At 48.2% G+C, this 19717-nt stretch carries 22 protein-coding genes and 2 tRNA genes; 16 read left to right on the top strand and 8 right to left on the bottom strand.

Translation table 11 applies throughout. From position 1 onward, the window contains the following. The first annotated feature begins 182 nt into the window (after positions 1-182). Both tuf and GN241_15190 read left to right on the top strand, forming a co-directional pair. Complete coding sequence (gene tuf / locus GN241_15195; GenBank protein XAT58587.1) at positions 183-1358, top strand: elongation factor Tu; 1176 nt, start codon at positions 183-185, stop codon at positions 1356-1358. A 245-nt stretch (positions 1359-1603) separates the two neighbouring features. Further along, positions 1604-1679 (top strand) — tRNA-Trp (locus GN241_15190). A gap of 111 nt (positions 1680-1790) precedes the next feature. Here GN241_15190 and GN241_15185 read toward each other — a convergent pair. Then, entirely contained in the window at positions 1791-2450 is a 660-nt protein-coding gene (locus GN241_15185) for an HD domain-containing protein (GenBank protein XAT58586.1), read from the bottom strand. Positions 2451-2603: 153 nt separating this feature from the next. Here GN241_15185 and GN241_15180 point away from each other — a divergent pair. After that, positions 2604-2693 (top strand) — tRNA-Ser (locus GN241_15180). A gap of 29 nt (positions 2694-2722) precedes the next feature. On the opposite strand, the gene GN241_15175 is transcribed toward GN241_15180, so the two are convergent. After that, positions 2723-2947, bottom strand: a complete 225-nt coding sequence (locus GN241_15175; GenBank protein XAT58585.1) for a hypothetical protein — start codon at positions 2945-2947, stop codon at positions 2723-2725. Positions 2948-3078: 131 nt separating this feature from the next. Here GN241_15175 and GN241_15170 point away from each other — a divergent pair, with 131 nt between their 5' ends. Then, positions 3079-3396: a hypothetical protein gene (locus tag GN241_15170; GenBank protein ID XAT58584.1), complete on the top strand. Its 318-nt coding sequence runs from the start codon at positions 3079-3081 to the stop codon at positions 3394-3396. A 105-nt stretch (positions 3397-3501) separates the two neighbouring features. Here GN241_15170 and GN241_15165 read toward each other — a convergent pair whose 3' ends face one another. Next, positions 3502-3834: a hypothetical protein gene (locus GN241_15165; GenBank protein ID XAT58583.1), complete on the bottom strand. Its 333-nt coding sequence runs from the start codon at positions 3832-3834 to the stop codon at positions 3502-3504. 139 nt (positions 3835-3973) lie between these two features. Continuing rightward, entirely contained in the window at positions 3974-4381 is a 408-nt protein-coding gene (locus GN241_15160) for a cupin domain-containing protein (protein ID XAT58582.1), read from the bottom strand. Positions 4382-4610: 229 nt separating this feature from the next. Between GN241_15160 and GN241_15155 the strand changes: the two genes are divergently transcribed. Next, entirely contained in the window at positions 4611-4928 is a 318-nt protein-coding gene (locus GN241_15155; protein XAT58581.1) for a DUF1330 domain-containing protein, read from the top strand. A 31-nt stretch (positions 4929-4959) separates the two neighbouring features. Continuing rightward, complete coding sequence (locus tag GN241_15150; GenBank protein ID XAT58580.1) at positions 4960-5550, top strand: hypothetical protein; 591 nt, start codon at positions 4960-4962, stop codon at positions 5548-5550. Here the strand turns inward: GN241_15150 and GN241_15145 are convergent. Both GN241_15145 and GN241_15140 read right to left on the bottom strand, forming a co-directional pair. After that, complete coding sequence (locus GN241_15145; protein ID XAT58579.1) at positions 5547-6350, bottom strand: hypothetical protein; 804 nt, start codon at positions 6348-6350, stop codon at positions 5547-5549. The genes GN241_15150 and GN241_15145 overlap by 4 nt on opposite strands. A 154-nt stretch (positions 6351-6504) precedes the next feature. Further along, complete coding sequence (locus GN241_15140; GenBank protein XAT59311.1) at positions 6505-6927, bottom strand: hypothetical protein; 423 nt, start codon at positions 6925-6927, stop codon at positions 6505-6507. Positions 6928-7077: 150 nt separating this feature from the next. On the opposite strand from GN241_15140, the gene GN241_15135 reads away from it, so the two are divergent. Next, on the top strand, positions 7078-7371 hold the full coding sequence (locus GN241_15135; protein ID XAT58578.1) for a hypothetical protein: 294 nt from the start codon (positions 7078-7080) through the stop codon (positions 7369-7371). A gap of 80 nt (positions 7372-7451) precedes the next feature. Here GN241_15135 and GN241_15130 read toward each other — a convergent pair whose 3' ends face one another. Further along, the gene (locus tag GN241_15130) at positions 7452-7814 is read right to left on the bottom strand and encodes a multidrug transporter (protein ID XAT58577.1); all 363 of its coding nucleotides are present in this window, start codon (positions 7812-7814) and stop codon (positions 7452-7454) included. A gap of 261 nt (positions 7815-8075) precedes the next feature. Here GN241_15130 and GN241_15125 point away from each other — a divergent pair, with 261 nt between their 5' ends. Continuing rightward, positions 8076-8576, top strand: coding sequence for an ABC transporter substrate-binding protein (locus GN241_15125; GenBank protein ID XAT59310.1), 501 nt, complete (start codon positions 8076-8078; stop codon positions 8574-8576). 236 nt (positions 8577-8812) lie between these two features. Then, entirely contained in the window at positions 8813-9817 is a 1005-nt protein-coding gene (locus GN241_15120; GenBank protein ID XAT58576.1) for an FAD-dependent oxidoreductase, read from the top strand. A gap of 75 nt (positions 9818-9892) precedes the next feature. Here GN241_15120 and GN241_15115 read toward each other — a convergent pair whose 3' ends face one another. Beyond that, complete coding sequence (locus GN241_15115) at positions 9893-10255, bottom strand: DUF861 domain-containing protein (GenBank protein XAT58575.1); 363 nt, start codon at positions 10253-10255, stop codon at positions 9893-9895. Between the two features lie 1677 nt (positions 10256-11932). On the opposite strand from GN241_15115, the gene secE reads away from it, so the two are divergent. The 7 genes from secE (at position 11933) to rpoB (ending at position 19684) form a co-directional block, all read left to right on the top strand. Next, positions 11933-12130, top strand: a complete 198-nt coding sequence (secE, locus tag GN241_15110) for a preprotein translocase subunit SecE (protein ID XAT58574.1) — start codon at positions 11933-11935, stop codon at positions 12128-12130. Positions 12131-12322: 192 nt separating this feature from the next. Continuing rightward, positions 12323-12856 carry a transcription termination/antitermination protein NusG gene (gene nusG / locus GN241_15105; protein XAT58573.1) on the top strand — a complete coding sequence of 178 codons (534 nt, stop codon included), beginning with the start codon at positions 12323-12325 and terminating at the stop codon, positions 12854-12856. A 105-nt stretch (positions 12857-12961) separates the two neighbouring features. Further along, complete coding sequence (rplK, locus tag GN241_15100; GenBank protein ID XAT58572.1) at positions 12962-13387, top strand: 50S ribosomal protein L11; 426 nt, start codon at positions 12962-12964, stop codon at positions 13385-13387. Between the two features lies 1 nt (position 13388). Continuing rightward, positions 13389-14087 carry a 50S ribosomal protein L1 gene (gene rplA, locus GN241_15095; protein XAT58571.1) on the top strand — a complete coding sequence of 233 codons (699 nt, stop codon included), beginning with the start codon at positions 13389-13391 and terminating at the stop codon, positions 14085-14087. 255 nt (positions 14088-14342) lie between these two features. Beyond that, positions 14343-14858 carry a 50S ribosomal protein L10 gene (gene rplJ / locus GN241_15090; protein ID XAT58570.1) on the top strand — a complete coding sequence of 172 codons (516 nt, stop codon included), beginning with the start codon at positions 14343-14345 and terminating at the stop codon, positions 14856-14858. A 70-nt stretch (positions 14859-14928) separates the two neighbouring features. Further along, entirely contained in the window at positions 14929-15312 is a 384-nt protein-coding gene (gene rplL, locus GN241_15085; protein ID XAT58569.1) for a 50S ribosomal protein L7/L12, read from the top strand. A 235-nt stretch (positions 15313-15547) separates the two neighbouring features. Beyond that, positions 15548-19684 carry a DNA-directed RNA polymerase subunit beta gene (rpoB, locus tag GN241_15080; protein XAT58568.1) on the top strand — a complete coding sequence of 1379 codons (4137 nt, stop codon included), beginning with the start codon at positions 15548-15550 and terminating at the stop codon, positions 19682-19684. Positions 19685-19717: the final 33 nt, after the last annotated feature.

Below are 19717 nucleotides of genomic sequence, written 5' to 3'. Positions count from 1 at the left end.
CGGCAAGGTTTTGCCGACCGCCAAGCAGTTTTTCTTTAAGCCGAAGGATCAGTCTTTTTGGAAGCATGTAAACCAAAGCGGGGAACAAAAACTCAGACTTGATTTTTTTTTAGGAAAGTCCTAAACGCCCGCCTCAGAGAGAAACAGGGCTGTTGCCCCAAAACACGAGGCGCCGGAGAACCATGGCAAAGGAAAAGTTTGAGCGTAGTAAGCCGCATTGCAACATCGGCACGATTGGTCACGTTGACCATGGTAAGACGACATTGACGGCTGCGATTACGAAGCAATTTGGCGAATTTCAGGATTATGATCAGATTGACGCTGCGCCGGAAGAGAAAGCCCGCGGGATCACGATTTCGACGGCGCATGTTGAATATGAAACCGAAAGCCGTCATTACGCGCATGTGGATTGCCCCGGCCATGCTGATTATGTGAAAAACATGATCACGGGTGCGGCGCAGATGGATGGCGCGATTTTGGTTGTGAACGCGGCCGATGGCCCTATGCCGCAAACGCGCGAGCATATTTTGCTTGGCCGTCAGGTTGGCATTCCTTCGATGGTTGTGTTCCTGAACAAAGTTGACCAGGTGGATGACGAAGAGCTTCTTGAGCTGGTTGAGATGGAAGTGCGCGAGCTTCTCAGCACGTATGATTACCCAGGTGATGATATTCCGATCGTTGCCGGCTCTGCTTTGGCGGCGCTTGAGGGCCGCGATGCGAATATCGGTGAAGAGAAGATTTCTGAGCTGATGGCCGCTGTTGACAGCTATATCCCGCAGCCGGATCGCGCGATTGATCAGCCGTTCTTGATGCCGATCGAAGATGTGTTTTCAATCTCGGGCCGTGGTACGGTTGTGACCGGGCGGGTTGAGCGCGGTGTGATCAATGTGGGCGATGAGATTGAGATCGTTGGCATTCGTGACACGGGCAAAACCACCTGTACGGGTGTTGAAATGTTCCGCAAGCTGCTGGATCGCGGTGAGGCGGGTGACAATATCGGCGCCTTGTTGCGCGGTGTTGATCGTGAAGGCGTTGAGCGGGGTCAGGTTCTGTGTAAGCCAGGTTCTGTGAAGCCGCATACAAAGTTTGAGGCTGAAGCCTATATTCTGACCAAGGAAGAGGGTGGCCGTCATACGCCGTTTTTTGCCAATTACCGCCCCCAGTTTTATTTCCGTACGACGGATGTGACCGGAACGGTGAACCTACCCGAGGGAACAGAGATGGTGATGCCGGGCGATAACTTGAAGTTCGAAGTGGAACTGATTGCGCCAATCGCGATGGAAGATAAGCTGCGCTTTGCGATCCGCGAAGGCGGCCGCACCGTCGGCTCAGGCGTCGTGTCAAAAATTATCGAGTAAGTTTTACGTTAATATCGCGGATGCGCGATGTGATAGTAAGAAAAGCGTCGTCCAGATGGGGCGGCGCTTTTTTACTGCCCGCTTCGACCTGGATTTGCCGTAATTTCATACGTTGGCTAGGCTGTTCCACTTTCGGCGCCGTCGCAGATCGTCGCCGAGATTTCCGCCACCTTTGAAATTTACTGCCACCAATGGATTCTGCGCTTGATCTTTTCCAGAGCATCCCGTATCGCTTTGGCCCTGTTAGGGGTATAGCTCAGTTGGTAGAGCGACGGTCTCCAAAACCGTAGGTCCCGGGTTCGAACCCTGGTGCCCCTGCCATAAAAGCATAAGTTTTACATGAGTTTATGAAAGCCCCCAATGTGGGGCTTTTTGTTTTTTCAGTGTTGCGGGGGTGATTGGGGGGGCAATCAGAAACTTTTTAGTAAAAGCTCACAACGCACCCTGCATAAAGCTCAGCATAAACTTACGAATCTGAGCCTCGTCAGCTCCAGCTCTTTTTGCTTTGCGCTCAAGAATACTTATTGCTGTGTTCTGTGCCTGACGTACAGTTCCAAGATCATCATAGGCATTTAGCTCTGCCTGGTCACAGCGCTTTAAGAACTCGCTAAGACCATCTTTGGGTAAGTATGGCAGCTGCCCTACAACACTGTTTGCCCATGCAATGTATTTTAAGCGGCGATCTAAACTCCAATCTTCGGGCGGTGAGTTTGCTATCGCGCCAATGTTTGAGGTTTTATCAGCCAGCTTCACTACGCAGGCCTCTTTGCTCTTTTTAGCAGCGTTGATGATTTGTAGATTTTTACGGTCTGCTTTGGGTAATGACTTGTCGTTTGTAAGCTCAGCTACGATGTCAGCTACGTTTTTGCCGAACATAGACTCTAGCTCGTCTACTGAGGTGGGTGGACCGTCCTCTACGGTATCGTGCAGCCAAGCCGCCGCTATGGCGCTCTCAGAGCCGTTCCAGCGCTCTACAAGCGCCGCTACTTCTACTAGATGATTGGTATATGGTTCTTTGGCTTTTCCTTTGCGGAATTGCCCTTCATGGCGCACACGCGCAAACCGCTCAGCGCGGCTGATTAGGTCACTCATTGACCCTCCTAAATGTTGTTGAAGTGTTTGTGGTAGGTTCTTTATATTGCCACATCTAAGACATGGGTATTGCGACAGTGACTTTCAATGCTTTCTATCGGCAAAACATTCAGTTGAGGGGCCTGAAAAAAGCCATTAGTAACCCATAACTGAGGACAGGTGCCGGAGTGGTCGAACGGGGCGGTCTCGAAAACCGTTGTAGGTGCAAGCCTACCCAGGGTTCGAATCCCTGTCTGTCCGCCACCACATCCTTAATAAGAGCCTTATATCAATTACTTAGTAATCTTGAGGTTTTTTTGCCCCCACATTTGCCCCCACAGATTTTGATTTTTGTTTAATACTTTGAGGTTAAGAAATGACTGTGGGCTTGTTTTTACGAGAATTGTTGTCTCGCAAGTACTTAAAACTGTAGATACAGCAGCGCGATGGGATGAAATTAAGGCTTCCATATCATCCGCAGACTTAAACTCTCCAATCGTTATCCTACCGACTTTCATCTTTTTCTCCCGTTATTGTGGGTTTTCATTATGCTTGTCTTGTTCGTGAAACAAAGAAGCCCAGTATTAAATAAAATAATCCACATATTGCTATAGAGCGTTATACTGTAGCAAATCAGTGGAGAGGTGAAATGAAGAAAAATTTCATGTGTACTCATACTTGGGCTAGCGATAAGGCCCGAATTGCATTCTTTGAGCAGAGTGCTGGATTAACTGATCGGCAACTTTTTGAAGGTATGCGAACTGATAGTGCTGAATTGTTGGCAAACTGGATGGGTAAAGAAGATTTTTTCTATTGTCATTGGTTGGCTGAAAGTGAAGATGCAATCTTTGAGGCGTTAGATCAGCTTGGTCTTAATGACGTTATGGTTAGTATGCCGCATGAAATGTCCCGTTTTGTTACTCATGATAATATAAAAGATGAAGTCCTTGATAATCCGTATGAGTAACCTGACTAAACTCATGCGCACGATATCCATTTAATTGATTATGACGTTTGCTAAAAAGTTAGCTGTAAGTCATGAACTGCTTTGTTGTAAGGACTTGTTAAAAGTTTACATTTCGGTTGGCATCGGAAGAATATGCCATTCATAAGCTTTCCCGTTACGAAGCTTTGCGAAAGCATAGACTTTCTCTACGTGTCCGTCATTCATGGTCACTGTATGTACAGAAGCAATAAAATCGTCGGTGTCTAGCGTAATTTGAAACTCATCAATACTTTTGAATTGCCCAGTTTCAAAAAAGTCTACTGTGCTGAAAAGATCTGTGTGAAGTCTGAAGTGGTGCTGAGAAAAAATGAAGTCATCGCTTAAAAGAGCACGCAAGGCTTCGCTGTCTTTTTTCAAAAGGCAGTTTCTCCAAGCAGCAAAAAACTTGTTAGCTGACATTGCTTAATCCCTTATCTATTGCAAAACTCATATGTTCGGATTGTTTGAAAAACATCAAAAAACCAGGACCAAATAACCCCACCCGATCCAATTTCTGACCGATAGCAGATAGAGAGCCAAGAACGAATAGGGCTTTTTACTAGTTCTCAACTGGTGTCATAATTCTTTCTCCATCAACACCAATTGCAACCACCAAAAGCTTCACAGGGACCGTTCCAGTGTTTTCGGAGCTATGAACTATCCCAGTATCTTCAATGAATGCATCACCAGCTTTGTAGACGCTTACTGTTCCATCTTCATAGGTTATAGTAGCTTCTCCCTCCTGCATCATTATTAAAACTGGGAAAGAATGGGTATGTGGAGTTATTGGTCCACCAACCGGAACAGTTAGTTCAAAAGCAGAAACCATAGCTTTTCCCTCAGGGTAAACCAAGTCGTTCCCTAATGCCGTTTTGTCAGTCCTAAGTAGTACGTTTAAGTGACCGTCTGCATGGGCTTGAGCAGTGAACCCCAAAAGACACATTAATAACATTATAAATCTAAACATTTTTCATCCTCATATTTGATTGCGAATATTTTTAGGCATTTGTTGAGATAGATCTGTCAAATGTGACGTTTCGGAACATAATACTTTTTTTTAATAAGAAAGGGTTTCTGCTCAATTTCTGCTCAATAACTCTCCCGCTCCAATATCTTAGAGCTCGCAGATAAGCCGCATGAGAAACTAAGTTTAAGACTCCACATATTTCTGCACCGCGTTATTCTGGGGCAAATCATTGGAGGTTGAAAAAATGGCAAAAGGTTACTGGATTAACCACGTTGAAGAAATAATAGATATGGAAGCTTTTGGTCGGTACGTCGCGAAATGGAATGCTCTTATAGAGCGAGGCGAGGCCAAAACAATTGCTATGGGGCCAGTAGCCAAAACACAAATTGGTGCCAAAGAGATGCAGTTTGCAGCTGTCACTGAGTTTGAAACCTTTGAAAAGGCCATGTCTTTCAAAGACCACCCTGACTACGTGGATGCTCTAAAAGAGTTAGGTGAGGATGAAACCAAGGTGGTGAAAAGAACTAGCTGTGTGATAAGCGGTTAACCCCATGCGCACATTCCTGATAGCTGTACTGATGACACTCGCTACGCAGGTGGGGGCTGAAGTGCAGGTTTCTGTTTCTAACGTTGTAAGCGATGCTCAACTAGTGAATGGAGATAACAAGTTTACCGGACAGGTGACGGGTTATTTAGTTCAAGTGAAAACGCAATTGTCTGAAGGTTATAGCCTAGGTGTGGCCTACAATAATGGCAGAGGGGATCTGGATACAGCGGTTAATAAGTACACTTTTTCTGAAGGTTTTGTCTTTGGTATGTATCAAAAAGTGCATGATAGATTGTCGTCTAAAAATTGGATATTACAGAGCGAAATCGGTTTCGGCTTTTTTGACAAAGCGGCAAATTTTAAGAATATAAATTATCGTCAATCGCAGTTTCCCATTTTGCTTGGATTAAATGTGACAAGCCGCAGCGGGATATCAGTTGGCGTTTCTGGATATGGACAATTAGACAATCTCAATAATAACAGAGTTGGGTCGTTGTTTTTGAATTATCCTTTAAGTAACGGGCTTAAGTTATTGGGTCGCTACACCAGCCATAAGTCAAAGGTGCGGAGTTTTCAGCACTGTGGCTCAGATTATTCTATAGGTCTATCTTCTGACTTCTAATTGCTAGGCTTTTTCCTAAAGCCTAGATCCGTAAGTTTTGGGATTTGCGCTATCATTGTGGTGGTACTTTTGCCGCCAAAAACGACTGTAATTATCCTTTCATTGCTTCTATCAGCCAACAAAACTCCATTAAAGCCGGCAGCTCGTGTGTAACCAGTTTTTGCCGCGACAGCGCCCTCATACGTTTTAAGTAACCGGCGGGCGGAATGAGTAATTTTTTTATCTGCTGCTTTATGCCGTATCAGTCCTAAGACGAATAAATAGTTGGGGAAATCATCTGCTATGGCTTTCATAAGAAAAGCCATGTCATTGGCTGTGGAGAGATGCCCCTTTTCGGTTAAGCCATGAGCGTTTTTAAAAGTGCTGCGCAATAACACTAATTTTTCTGCGGTTTCATCTAATCGTTTTGTGAAGTCTTGCTCTGATCCTGAAATTGCTTCTGCCAACGCCGTGGATGTATCGTTAGCGCCTTTAATTGCTGAAGCTCTAATCAAGTCCCTTATTGAAACACGCTGACCTTCTCGCATTCCAAGCGCTGCAAGTTCTTCATTTGCTGCCTTGAGGGATATTCTGGCTTTTGCCTCTAAGTCTATTTCACGGGTCTCTACTGCTTCAAATGCAGCATACAGTGTTGCTAGTTTTGTTAAACCTGCTGGATGAAGGCGGGTATTAGCATTTTCAAAGTGAAGAACTTTGCCGGTATCCGCATCAATAACAATAGCTGCGTATGGAGCAGCAAAACTTATGGCTGCGCTGCACCAGATTACAATGGCGATCAGGAATACTCTAATATTAATCATGGGAGGTTTTTAAATGAGATTTCGTCAAAACTCTAGCTTGTTAAATCTATTTAATGTCCCGCAAAGGATAGCCAATTCAGTCCCATCCGCCCATTTGATCATATAGCGGCTTTTTGTTATTGGCTTCAGCCCCTCTAGCCTTGAAATCCTTGCATTAAACCCCCGCATCAGCGTTCTCCAAGGCCGATAGGCGATGTTCTATTTCTGTAAGCTCAAGAGTGCGCCTGTAGCTGTCTATTAGGCCCATGACGCGTGTTGCTTCAATAGGAGTGATATCACCATTGCCTACGGCTCTTAAAACGCCTCCAGCGGCTTCTGAGGCGTCTCTGGCGCGGTGTATGTCAGGTAAGGAGAAACTAATTGGCTTATCTTTTGGAGAAGGCGCTATTCTGTCCATACAAAGCTTAAGAGCGACTGTATCTCCCGTAAGTGCTGCGGATATGGCTTTTTGCGTTAAGGCTTCTGCTTGGCCCTCTAGGAGGCTCTCAATAGCCACCGTGGCTTTGTTTCTAGAACCTTTTGGTTTTCCAGCATTGCCGCTAGTAAAAGAACCATCCGTATTTCTGCCGTATTTCATGCTTTGGACTATACCAAACTTGTCTAGCTCTTGGAATCCTTCCCGATTGCAAAAACACCAAATTTCCCGTATCACGATTAACAGGCAGTTAAACTTCAAATTGTGCGCCTTGGCATCCCGCCTAAAGCACTAAAGCGGAGGTTCAATCTCATGTTAAGTTCAAAGCAATTAGACGATCTCATCAGAGCATGGCCTGATGAAAATGGCGTCTCCAGTGATCCAGAGACCTATGCTGCGTGGATAAGAGCGCAGCGAGAAAATGCTGGAAAGTTCATTGGAATGGCGCTGGGCAAAAAGCGCTTAGAGAGCCTCACCGAAGAGCAATCTAAGCAGCTTTATGACGTTTACCAAAAGCTCCTTGAAGAACGGATTATTTCGGAAATCGGCGATGATGAAATCATAGCCCACTATGAAATTGTGACGCAGCAAAAAAAGCTACACTGATCACTTAAAAGGCGATCAGGTGGTTAAGGTCATCGGTATGATTGATCTACTAATAATTTGTACTATCTCCGGCCGGATTACTAATAGCAAAGGACGCTATCGGCCTCTAATGAGTGTTGAATTAGCTTATCTGGCATTGCAAACGAAGCATTAAAGCCATCAAGCAATGTCTGATCATAGCCGCGAGCTTTTGCTGACATACCAGAAACCATTATCTCAATATTAGCTTCCGCGAGCGCATCTAAATGTGCTTTTACATCGCCAGTGCCTTCTCCAACAATTTCCCCTTCAGCTTTACAGTTCAAAGCATGTACTGCATCAGCCGCTAAAAATAATTTGACGGTGTGACCTTCTTTGACGCCAGTCACAGCAACCAGCAGACCAAGTGTAAGTTTGTTTTTTAACTCTGGGCCGCTGTGAATATGTACTAGGATGCTTGGCATTTTAACCCTCTTCGTATGTTTGCTTTAGTAGATATCTCTTAAAAATGCCTTGAGGTATCTCGTTACGCTGCGTCAATAGCCAGAGCCTTGCTTTTCAACTGATCAGCAAAGATAAAAGATCGCTAATGATGAGACCAACCATTATTTGTATCAAATCAGAAAGTGGCAGAGAGTGATATGCAGGATATTAGGGCTTTGAGTAATTTTCTGGCTGCTGCTGGAAAAAAGTTTCAAACTCATCCCAGCGACATCGCTTAAGCGATCTATCAAGCTTTAGTCAGTGATCTAATATTACGACAAAGCCCTGTGGTTGAAGCTGCACCCGTAGACGTTTCGTTGTCTAGTTTTTTACAAGATGGACAATCAGATCTCATAAGTCTTTTGTTACAATGTTCAGATTTACTGTCATGGAGGGAGGCAGGCTTTGGGAAGCTATCCGAAGAGTTTTCTAAACGTATTTTTGCCAGTGAGATAATTGGCCCCAAAGGCATCATTGATAATCCGTCTATGAGGGTCGGTTTACTCCTTCAGCTAGATCATGTCCCATATCCAAAACACTGGCATTCAGCTGAGGAGTTATATTTGGTTCTGCTTGGAGAAGCCCATTGGAGTGTAGATGATGGTTCCCCTGAGGTGAGGTCTCCAGAAACCTTTGTACATCATAAGTCTAACCAACCTCATAGTATGACAACGATTGACGAGCCGCTTCTCGCTATGTGGGGCTGGACAGGTGATATAGACGGACAATCTTACTCTGTCTGAAATGTTGATAATTAATGTTTAGCACTCCGATAATTCATTCCGTTTAGAGAGATCACGTAATTTAAGGCATAGGACGACTAGCCCCACCATGTAGGTGAGGTAGTCCCCATGCGCTTGATACATTCCGTTCTGAGCCGACCGCCGCATCAAGGCCCAAAGGTCGCGCACATACGCCTTCAGTTGACCGCTACTTACGACACCTAGTGTGCTTGCCGTGGATCAGGGGTCAAGCAGATATGTGCGGGATGACGCGGGCGTTAATTTCAGACCCCGAGATGCCTCTCAAAGCCCGGTGCGGGGATCTGGAGGATATCCGGGCCTGCGTGGCCTGCAACCAAGCCTGTATCGAGCATATGCTGCAGGCTTGCCCAATCTCTTGCATTCAAAGACCTGAAACGGGCCGCGAATTGCAATATGCAAATCTGTCAAAGGCACCATCGAGAAAACGGATTTTAGTGGCAGGGGGTGGGCCTGCCGGTCTCAAAGCGGCCAGTATTGCGGCGCGGCGCGGGCATGAGGTGATTCTTTGTGAAAAATCAAATGCACTTGGAGGTCAGATTAATCTGGCGCAATCCCTGCCGGGCAGGGCTGAATTTGGGGGCATTACAGTGAACCTACAAAAAGAGCTTTCCAAAACCGCGGCTCGGCTGCAGCTGAATTGTTTTGTAAACCTTGATGTCATTGAAAATATCGCCCCTGACGTTGTTATTTCTGCAGCGGGTGCAACGCCCTACAGGGCGCAAATTGATGGGGCTGATGACGCTCATGTGGTGAATGCCTGGCAAGTTTTACAAGGTCAAACAAATATTGGCGGCCGCGTCGTTATCGCAGATTGGCGCTGTGACTGGGTGGGTCTGGGGCTTGCAGAATTGCTTGTCAAACAGGGCCGCCATGTTCGCCTTGCCGTGAATGGAATGGTGGCGGGCCAAAATATTCCGCAATATGCGCGGGATACCTGGATCGGCACGCTACACAAACTTGGTGTGGAGATTATTCCACATCTAAGAGTGGTCGGGGTGGATTCGGAAGATGCGTATTTTCAACACACGCTCAGCGGTGAACCGGTTATTTTAAATGCAGTCGATACTTTGGTCACCGCCCTGGGGCATTCAGCTGAAACGAAACTTGAGGAAGATTTGAGCGCGCATCGTATCTTGCATCATATCATTGGCGATTGTCTGAGCCCCAGAACGGTCGAAGAAGCAGTGCTTGAAGGTTTAACAATAGGAGCGACTCTGTGAAGGGCTAAAGCATTTGAAACATGGGCCAGGTTTGTCAGAGCGCGCCGATTGAGCCGGAAATTTCGATTGGGCGCGTCACTCGGGTGACGCGTCTATGATGAATAATTTACGCATATGCTCATGGATCACCCACTCGCCTGTCCAACCTTGGGGCAAAACTAACAGGTCGCCCGGTCCCACGTCACGCGTGCCTTTGCCATCTGCATTTGTAACCGAGGCCCGACCGGAAAGAATATGGCAATATTCACCAGCCGCGCGGCGATCGGCCGTAAAATGGCCAGGCTGACATTCCCATACGCCGATTTTGCAATGACCATCTGCAGAGGACCAAAGCAATGTAGATGCCTCTTTCTGTCCCTGGGTCAATGAGGTGGGTTTGTCTTTAAATTCCGACAACGTCGTTTCGGTAAGCTTGGCGTAAACTTCAAGTGCAATCATCTCTTTTTCCCGTGTGAGCTCTGCTTGTTTATGACATCGTTTTTATCAATCTGGGCAACATTAACCAGATATTGTTTTCCAGCCTATCAGCAATAGGCACAGTTAACATTCGCTTATTATCCCGGGGCAGAGTTTTCTTAAGATTTTTGCCTGAGGTGGGACAGGCCCCGCTTAGGTTGCGAAAACAAACAGGCTTTAGGTTCTGAAATCAATGATCTTTGGAGAGGTCAAGCTTATTTCTCTAATTTTTCAGAACGCCACCCTCATCGGGTTAGCAAAGCCGTTTTTCATTTTGCCCCTATCGGGGCCGCCGACGGGTGTTCATTGAATAATTATAAACGATATTGGGTTAAATTTCGGGTCAAACAATTCGAGATCAGGCCCTTTTCAAGCGGGCATCACAGCCAAATTGAGATCTGTTTCCGCAGAGAATAGAACAAATTGCGCCTTTGAAAGGCCAAGAAAAACGTTTGATATGGCAAAGGCTGAAACGTCGGGGCTGATGAACAGGCCCGAGACGGGCAAGCCTAGGGCGAAAAAGAACCGTGCGTAGCGCGCGTGTCTTTTGCTTTTGGAACATATGCACTACATCACGCCCGGGGAAGCAAACCTCTTTTGCTTTTGCCTTGAAACACAAACCCAAAGTCGGTGCATGGTCACCGCCTATTTTTCAAAAATGAGGTCAGAGTTCATGGAGCAAGACGAAAAATCGGAAAAACCAAAGCGCAAGCCCAAATCTGACGCAGCCATTGGTGGAATGGTCGCAACATTTGCGCTATTGTTTTTAGCCGTTTTCGTTGGTCTTTTTATTTGGCTTGGCGCTTAACTGACGGCCTTTCTGGGATCATTCGTGTCTTCATAGCTAAAAGTGGCCTTAATATTTTGGCCCCAGGGGTGACTACGAACATCCTTAAATTACCCTCGTAATAAAAATTGGCTTTCCCCGACGTTTAGGACCTCTTGATAGCGTTCCCGTCCCAGCATGTTTTTCTTGGTATCTTTATAGCGGGTAATATCGCCACTGACATTTGTGTCATGGGGCTGGTTGGAAGCTTTATGACCAGTTCAACATTGGGAAATATTGCCTGCATTTCGCATGGCCTCTTCCGACACCGATTTCATCATGGTCATTCTACCGATCGACATGTCTTCTTCTGCGATTGTTTTTTCTACTGTGACTCGTATGCTTTATCTGGAACAGAAAATTAAAGTTTTTGACAGGGCCGTTATTTTCAAAAGGCTCTTAGAAAAGACAGGCTGCGTTGCCTGAATTGTATTTAAATGCGTTCATGCCGAATTTATGCGCTGCCTGAAAAAGCATGTTTAACGCGCGTGCATCGAGTGGAAAATATTAGCGCTGCACAGCAATTGGTCCGATGTATAACCTGGCTTTGGAGATGACGTTGTCTGACAGCTTCATAGGCTTTGAAACTGCGCGTGGAAGGGCCAGATTAAACCGGGTGGGTTGGCAATTTTTTTTGGTGCCTTTTTGCAAAACAGTCTGTTCGAAAGATCTGACGTTCCAGAGATTTTTGTAGATATGTGTTCAGTATGGCCGCTTCAAGCCTAAGAAGTTTAGCGCGGCTAGAAGGATAAGAGCGCGCTATCCGATGTGATCATGGCTTGAAAGTTACCGCAAAGCGCATTATGTGCGGCGTAACTTTGAAAGGTCGTTCCATGGCAATCAGCAATCCATTGCAGTTTATTCAGCAAGTTCGTTCCGAAGTGTCTAAGGTTGTCTGGCCGACGCGGCGAGAAGTGCTTTTGACCACGGTCATGGTCTTTGTAATGGCGGCCTTGGCTGCGGTTATCTTTGCTCTGGTTGATTTAGGGATCCGCTCTGGGCTGCAGGTTTTGTTGGATGCTTTGAGATAATTTTTTTCGAAGGCTCCGCCAATCTTACTTGAAATACTAATGTTTCGAGGGTAGTTGGAGCTTTCAAAAGTCTGTTTGGCGTGCGGCGATTCGTGTTGCGCGCCGATTTTTTTGGTTGTTAAGAAGCTTAAAAAAGACTTAACGTTTTGAAATGGCGAGTAAATTCGCAGCATATGAAGGGCCTAAGACTCGATGGCAAAGCGGTGGTACTCGGTAAGCGTTCTTTCCAATTTCGAAAAGAAAATCGCCGAGCAAATAAAAACATCTGTGGTCGAAGCAAATCTCGAAAGTGAGATCGAAGAAGTTTTGGTGCCCACCGAAGAGGTGATTGAGGTGCGGCGTGGCAAAAAAGTCACGGCTGAACGCCGCTTCATGCCTGGATATGTTTTGGTGCGCATGGAGATGAGCGATCAGGGCTACCATTTGATTAATTCGATCAATCGTGTGACAGGGTTTTTGGGGCCGCAGGGCCGCCCAATGCCGATGCGGGATGCAGAGGTGAATGCGATTTTAAACCGTGTTCAAGAAGGCGAAGAATCGCCGCGTACATTGCTGCATTATGAGATCGGCGAGAAAGTGAAAGTGAATGACGGCCCGTTTGAAGATTTCGACGCATTGGTAGAAGGCGTTGATGATGAGAACCAGCGCCTGAAAGTCACAGTGTCGATTTTTGGACGCGAGACGCCGGTCGAATTGGAATATACTCAGGTGACCAAACAAGCCTGAGTTTAGCCCGTGGAAGGGCAGTCGGTCGCGGCCGATGTACCCGAACCACGACAACGAAAAGCTCCGCTGACGCGTCAGTGGAGTGTTGGTAAAAGGAGAGGCCAGATGGCCAAGAAACTGGTTGGCACGCTTAAATTGCAAGTGCCGGCGGGGAAAGCAAACCCCTCGCCACCCGTAGGACCTGCATTGGGTCAGCGCGGTATTAACATTATGGAATTCTGTAAAGCTTTCAATGCAAAGACGGCTGATATGGAGCCTGGAGCACCATGCCCGACAGTGATTTCCTATTATCAGGATAAATCATTCTCGATGGATATTAAGACGCCGCCCGCGTCTTATTATTTGCGTAAAGCGGCCAAGCTGAAGTCAGGCGCTACCAATCCTGGCCGCGAAACAGCCGGAACCGTGACCGCGGCGCAGGTCAAAGAGATCGCAGAAGCGAAAATGACCGATCTTAACGCAAACGACATCGAAGGTGCGATGCAGATCATTCTGGGATCAGCTCGTTCGATGGGCATCGAGGTGAAGTAAGATGGCGAAGTTTGGAAAACGGATGCGCTCTGTGCGCGAAGCAGCGGACGGCAAATTTGATTTGTCGGTTGAAGAGGCTGTGGCATTGGTGAAAGCCAACGCAAAAGCTAAATTCGATGAAACGATCGAAATTGCGGTGAATTTAGGGGTTGATACCCGCCATGCTGACCAGATGGTGCGCGGCGTTATCGGCCTGCCAAATGGCACTGGAAAATCAGTTCGGGTTGCAGTGTTTGCGCGCGATGCCAAAGCAGATGAAGCGAAAGCGGCTGGGGCTGATATTGTGGGCGCCGAAGACCTTATGGAAATTGTTCAAGGGGGCAAGATCGAATTTGATCGGTGCATTGCAACACCTGATATGATGCCGGTTGTTGGGCGTTTGGGCAAAGTGCTTGGGCCGCGCAATTTGATGCCCAACCCCAAAGTTGGCACCGTCACGATGGATGTCGCTGCGGCTGTGAAAGCGGCGAAGGGCGGCGAAGTGCAGTTCAAAGCTGAAAAAGGCGGTGTGGTGCATGCCGGCGTTGGCAAAGCCTCATTTGATGAAGCAAAATTGGTCGAAAACATCAAAGCATTCGTAGAAGCGGTGGCCAAAGCAAAACCATCGGGTGCTAAAGGCGCCTATATGAAAAAGATCGCGCTGAGCTCGACAATGGGCGCTGGCGTCACGATCGATGTGGGGGCTGCAAGCCAACGCTAAGAGGTTGGCTGCCTTTTGCGCGGTTGTGTGCAGGGGGCAGCGAATAGCGGATCCGCCAGGATCCGTTCTGTCCGAGACGGAGGGTGGAGCGCAGGCTCGTTAAATCCTTCCTGAGATGGGGAACGAGATTGGATTAGTCTGCGGCGCAAGCCTCGGGTGATTTTGGCCTCGGGACCCTGACCTAGGACCCGAACGCTGCCCTTTCGGGGTGGCAAACTTGAGCCGGGGAGAGATCCCCAAATTTGGAGTGAAACTGTGGATAGAGCACAAAAAGAGAAAGTGGTCGAGGAACTCGGCCAAATCTTTGAAAGCTCTGGCGTTGTGGTAGTGTCTCACTATGCAGGGCTTACAGTTGCTGAAATGCAAGATCTGCGCGCCCGTGCCCGTCAGGGCGGTAGCGCGGTTCGTGTAGCCAAAAACAGGCTCGCCAAGATCGCCCTTGATGGAATGCCATGCGCAGGCATAGCAGATATTCTGACAGGGATGACTGTTCTAACCTTTTCCGAGGACCCGGTGGCAGCAGCCAAAGTGGCCGAGGATTTCGCCAAAGAGAATAAGAAGTTTGAAATTCTCGGTGGCGCGATGGGTGAGAATGTTTTGGATCGTGCCGGCGTTGAAGCCGTGTCGAAAATGCCTTCACGCGAAGAACTTATTGCTTCGATCGTGGGCTGTATCGGTGCTCCTGCTTCAAACATCGCGGGCGCAATTGGCGCACCTGCTTCGAATATCGCCGGCATTTTGTCGAGCATCGAAGACAAGGCTGCTGCTTAAGCAACTTAAGATCTGCGTAGGGAAATACCCCATGCGTTGGAACACAACTTAGAAACGGAAAGAGTCGAAAATGGCTGATCTGAAGAAACTTGCAGAAGAGATCGTTGGTCTTACCCTGCTGGAAGCACAAGAACTGAAAACCATCCTGAAAGACGAGTATGGCATTGAGCCTGCTGCGGGTGGCGCTGTCATGATGGCAGGCCCTGCAGGTGGCGATGCTGCAGGTGGCGGCGCTGAAGAGCAAACAGAATTTGACGTAATTCTGAAAGCTGCAGGCGCTTCAAAAATCAACGTGATCAAAGAAGTTCGCGGCATCACAGGCCTAGGTCTGAAAGAAGCCAAAGAGCTGGTTGATGCAGGCGGCAAAGCCGTCAAAGAAGGCGTTGACAAAGCCGAAGCGGAAGACATCAAAGCCAAGCTGGAAGCAGCTGGCGCTGAAGTCGAGCTTAAGTAAACACTGCCAGGGTATCCTGGTAGGTATCGGCCGAGAGCGAGAATTCCGCTCTTGGCCATACCTGTCTTAGAAAGTGCCCACTCCACCGGGCATTTTGTTGGGCAGGATAAATAGATCGGGAGGCTTTCGTTGGGTGAAAGCCAGGCATTGATCTTATCTTGCGATCTCGTATGGGGGCGCGGCTGGTACCCGACAGCGCGCGCGTCCGGTGAGAAAACTGAAAGGTACTATATCCATGGCTCAATCATATCTCGGCCAGAAGCGTTTGCGTAAATATTACGGAAAAATTCGCGAAGTTCTTGACATGCCAAACCTGATTGAAGTGCAAAAATCATCTTATGATTTGTTTTTGCGCTCTGGCGAGGCGGAAATTCCCACTGATGGCGAAGGCATCAAAGGGGTTTTCCAATCGGTGTTTCCAATCAAAGATTTCAACGAAACCTCTGTGCTTGAATTTGTTGGCTATGATTTAGAAAAGCCCAAATATGACGTCGAGGAATGCCAGCAACGTGATATGACCTATAGCGCTCCGCTCAAGGTCACGCTGCGGTTGATCGTGTTTGATGTCGATGAAGGTACGGGCGCCAAATCGGTAAAAGACATTAAAGAGCAAGATGTGTTCATGGGCGATATGCCCTTGATGACACCGAATGGCACCTTTGTTGTCAACGGGACCGAACGTGTGATCGTGTCACAGATGCATCGCTCTCCTGGGGTATTTTTCGATCATGATAAAGGCAAAACGCACAGCTCGGGTAAGCTGTTATTCGCCTGCCGGATCATTCCCTATCGCGGGTCTTGGCTTGATTTTGAATTTGACGCCAAAGACCTGGTGTTTGCGCGGATCGATCGCCGTCGTAAATTGCCGGTAACCACGCTGCTTTATGCGCTTGGCCTGGATCAAGAAGGCATCATGAGCGCTTATTATGATACGGTGAATTTCCAGGTCGTGAAAGGCAAAGGGTGGAAGACGAAATTCTTCCCAGAGCGCGTGCGCGGCACCCGCCCAATTTATGATCTAATCGATGCGGCGACGGGTGAAGTGATTGCCGAAGCCGGTAAAAAAGTAACTCCCCGCGCGGTGAAAAAATTGATCGATGAGGGCAAAGTAACCGAGCTTTTGGTACCATTTGACCAAATCATTGGTAAATTTGTGTCTCAAGATTTGATCAATGAGGAAACCGGCGCGATTTACGTAGAAGCGGGTGAGGAACTGACCGCGGAATACGATAAAGAAGGCGAAATGATCGGTGGATCGTTGAAAGATCTGATGGATGCTGGTTTTGTCGATATTCCCGTACTCGATATCGATAACGTCAATGTTGGCCCCTATATGCGCAACACCATGATGCAGGATAAAAACCTCAGCCGTGATACCGCACTGATGGATATTTACCGCGTCATGCGCCCGGGCGAACCGCCCACCGTAGATGCCGCTTCTGCTCTGTTTGACACTCTGTTTTTCGATAGCGAGCGCTATGATTTATCTGCGGTTGGCCGCGTGAAAATGAATATGCGTCTGGCGCTTGAGGCAGAAGATACGCAGCGCACATTGCGCAAAGAAGATATTGTATCTTGCATCAAGGCGTTGGTTGAGCTGCGCGATGGCAAGGGTGATATCGACGATATTGATCACTTGGGCAATCGGCGGGTACGTTCGGTTGGCGAGTTGATGGAAAACCAATATCGGGTCGGATTGCTGCGGATGGAGCGCGCGATTAAAGAGCGTATGTCATCGGTCGAAATCGATACTGTGATGCCCCAGGATTTGATCAACGCGAAACCGGCTGCTGCCGCCGTGCGCGAATTCTTTGGGTCAAGCCAATTATCGCAATTTATGGACCAAACCAACCCTCTTTCTGAAGTCACTCACAAACGCCGCCTATCGGCGCTTGGCCCAGGCGGGTTAACGCGCGAGCGGGCCGGTTTTGAGGTGCGCGACGTGCACGCAACACATTACGGGCGCATGTGTCCGATTGAAACGCCCGAGGGGCCAAATATTGGCCTAATCAACTCATTGGCAACCTTTGCACGCGTGAACAAATATGGTTTTATCGAAACGCCCTATCGGATCGTGAAGGATGCCACGGTGACGGATGAGGTACATTACCTCTCTGCCACAGAAGAAATGCGCCATACGGTGGCGCAAGCCAACGCGAAATTGGACGAGAACGGACGCTTTGTGAATGATCTGGTGAGCACGCGGCAATCTGGCGATTACACGCTTGCGCCCGTTGAAAATGTTGACCTGATCGATGTGAGCCCAAAGCAGTTGGTATCGGTTGCGGCCTCGCTAATTCCGTTTTTGGAAAATGACGATGCGAACCGCGCTTTGATGGGCTCGAACATGCAACGTCAGGCAGTGCCTTTGCTACGGGCCGAGGCGCCTTTGGTTGGCACGGGCATCGAAGAAATCGTAGCGCGAGATTCCGGTGCGGCGATTATGGCGAAACGCGCCGGTGTCGTGGATCAGGTTGACGCGCAGCGGATCGTTATCCGGGCGACCGAAGATCTGGATCTTGGCGATGCGGGTGTTGATATTTACCGGATGCGTAAATTCCAGCGCAGCAACCAAAATACTTGCATCAACCAGCGCCCACTCATTAAAGTGGGGCAAGCGGTGTCTAAAGGCGAAGTGATCGCTGACGGGCCGTCAACTGATTTAGGTGAATTGGCTTTAGGTAAAAACGTGGTGGTCGCGTTTATGCCTTGGAACGGCTATAATTACGAAGATTCAATTTTGATTTCAGAGCGCGTGGCGCGCGATGATGTGTTTACGTCGGTTCATATTGAAGAATTTGAAGTGGCGGCGCGCGACACCAAGCTTGGCCCTGAAGAAATCACGCGTGATATTCCAAATGTTGGCGAAGAAGCGCTGCGCAATTTGGATGAGGCGGGGATCGTTTATATTGGTGCTGATGTAGAGCCAGGTGATATTCTGGTGGGAAAAATCACTCCCAAAGGCGAAAGCCCAATGACGCCTGAAGAAAAGCTTCTCAGAGCGATCTTTGGTGAGAAAGCGTCGGATGTGCGCGATACATCTTTGCGCGTTAAGCCGGGCGATTTTGGTACGGTTGTCGAAGTGCGCGTGTTTAATCGCCATGGTGTTGAAAAAGATGAGCGTGCTTTGCAAATTGAGCGTGAAGAGGTTGAGCGTTTGGCGCGAGACCGCGATGACGAGCTGGCGATTTTGGATCGCAACATCTATGCCCGTCTGCGCAGCATGATCATTGGCAAGACGGCTCTTAAAGGTCCGAAAGGCGTGAAAGCCAATGCGGTGATTGACGAAGATTTGCTTGAGAGTCTGAGCCGTGGCCAGTGGTGGCAATTGGCGTTGAGCGAAGAGGGCGATGCGAAGATCGTTGAGGCCTTGCACGAGCAATATGAAGTGCAAAAGCGGATTCTAGACGCCCGCTTTGAAGATAAAGTTGAAAAAGTGCGCCGCGGTGATGATCTGCCCCCTGGCGTTATGAAAATGGTAAAAGTCTTTATCGCGGTGAAGCGTAAGCTGCAGCCAGGCGATAAAATGGCCGGCCGTCACGGCAATAAAGGGGTGATCTCAAAGGTTGTGCCAATGGAAGATATGCCTTTCTTGGCAGATGGAACGCCTGTTGATTTCTGTTTGAACCCTCTGGGCGTGCCTTCGCGTATGAATGTGGGCCAAATCTTAGAAACCCATATGGGGTGGGCGGCGCGCGGTCTGGGCGTGAATATCGATGAATCCTTGAATGATTATCGTCGTTCGGGTGATTTGACGCCGGTGCGTGAGGCAATGCGTCTGGCATATGGTGATGATGTCTACGAAGAAGGCATTGCCAGTATGGATGAAGACAGTTTGGTTGAAGCGGCGGGCAATGTCTGCAATGGCGTGCCGATCGCGACACCGGTATTTGATGGCGCCAAAGAAGGCGATGTGAATGACGCGCTGGTGCGGGCTGGTTTTGATCAATCGGGCCAATCGATCCTGTTTGATGGCCGCACAGGTGAGCAATTCACCCGTCCGGTCACGGTTGGGATAAAATACCTGCTGAAGCTACATCACTTGGTGGATGATAAAATCCACGCACGCTCAACTGGGCCCTACAGCTTGGTCACGCAGCAGCCATTGGGTGGTAAAGCCCAATTTGGCGGCCAGCGCTTTGGTGAAATGGAAGTTTGGGCTTTGGAAGCTTACGGCGCGGCTTACACATTGCAAGAAATGTTGACGGTTAAATCCGATGACGTTGCAGGGCGGACGAAAGTCTATGAAAGCATCGTTAAAGGTGAAGATAACTTCGAAGCGGGCATTCCGGAATCCTTCAATGTTTTGGTGAAGGAAGTCCGTGGTCTCGGCCTGAATATGGAACTCTTGGACACGGAGGATGATGCGTAGGGCTTTTGCCCACGCCTCCACCTTTCTGTCTCC

The sequence above is a fragment of the Rhodobacteraceae bacterium IMCC1335 genome, assembly GCA_039640495.1.
GTDB lineage: Bacteria > Pseudomonadota > Alphaproteobacteria > Rhodobacterales > Rhodobacteraceae > Thalassovivens.
The sequence above is the reverse complement of the archived record's forward strand: the minus strand, read 5'-3'. Positions and strand labels throughout refer to the sequence as shown.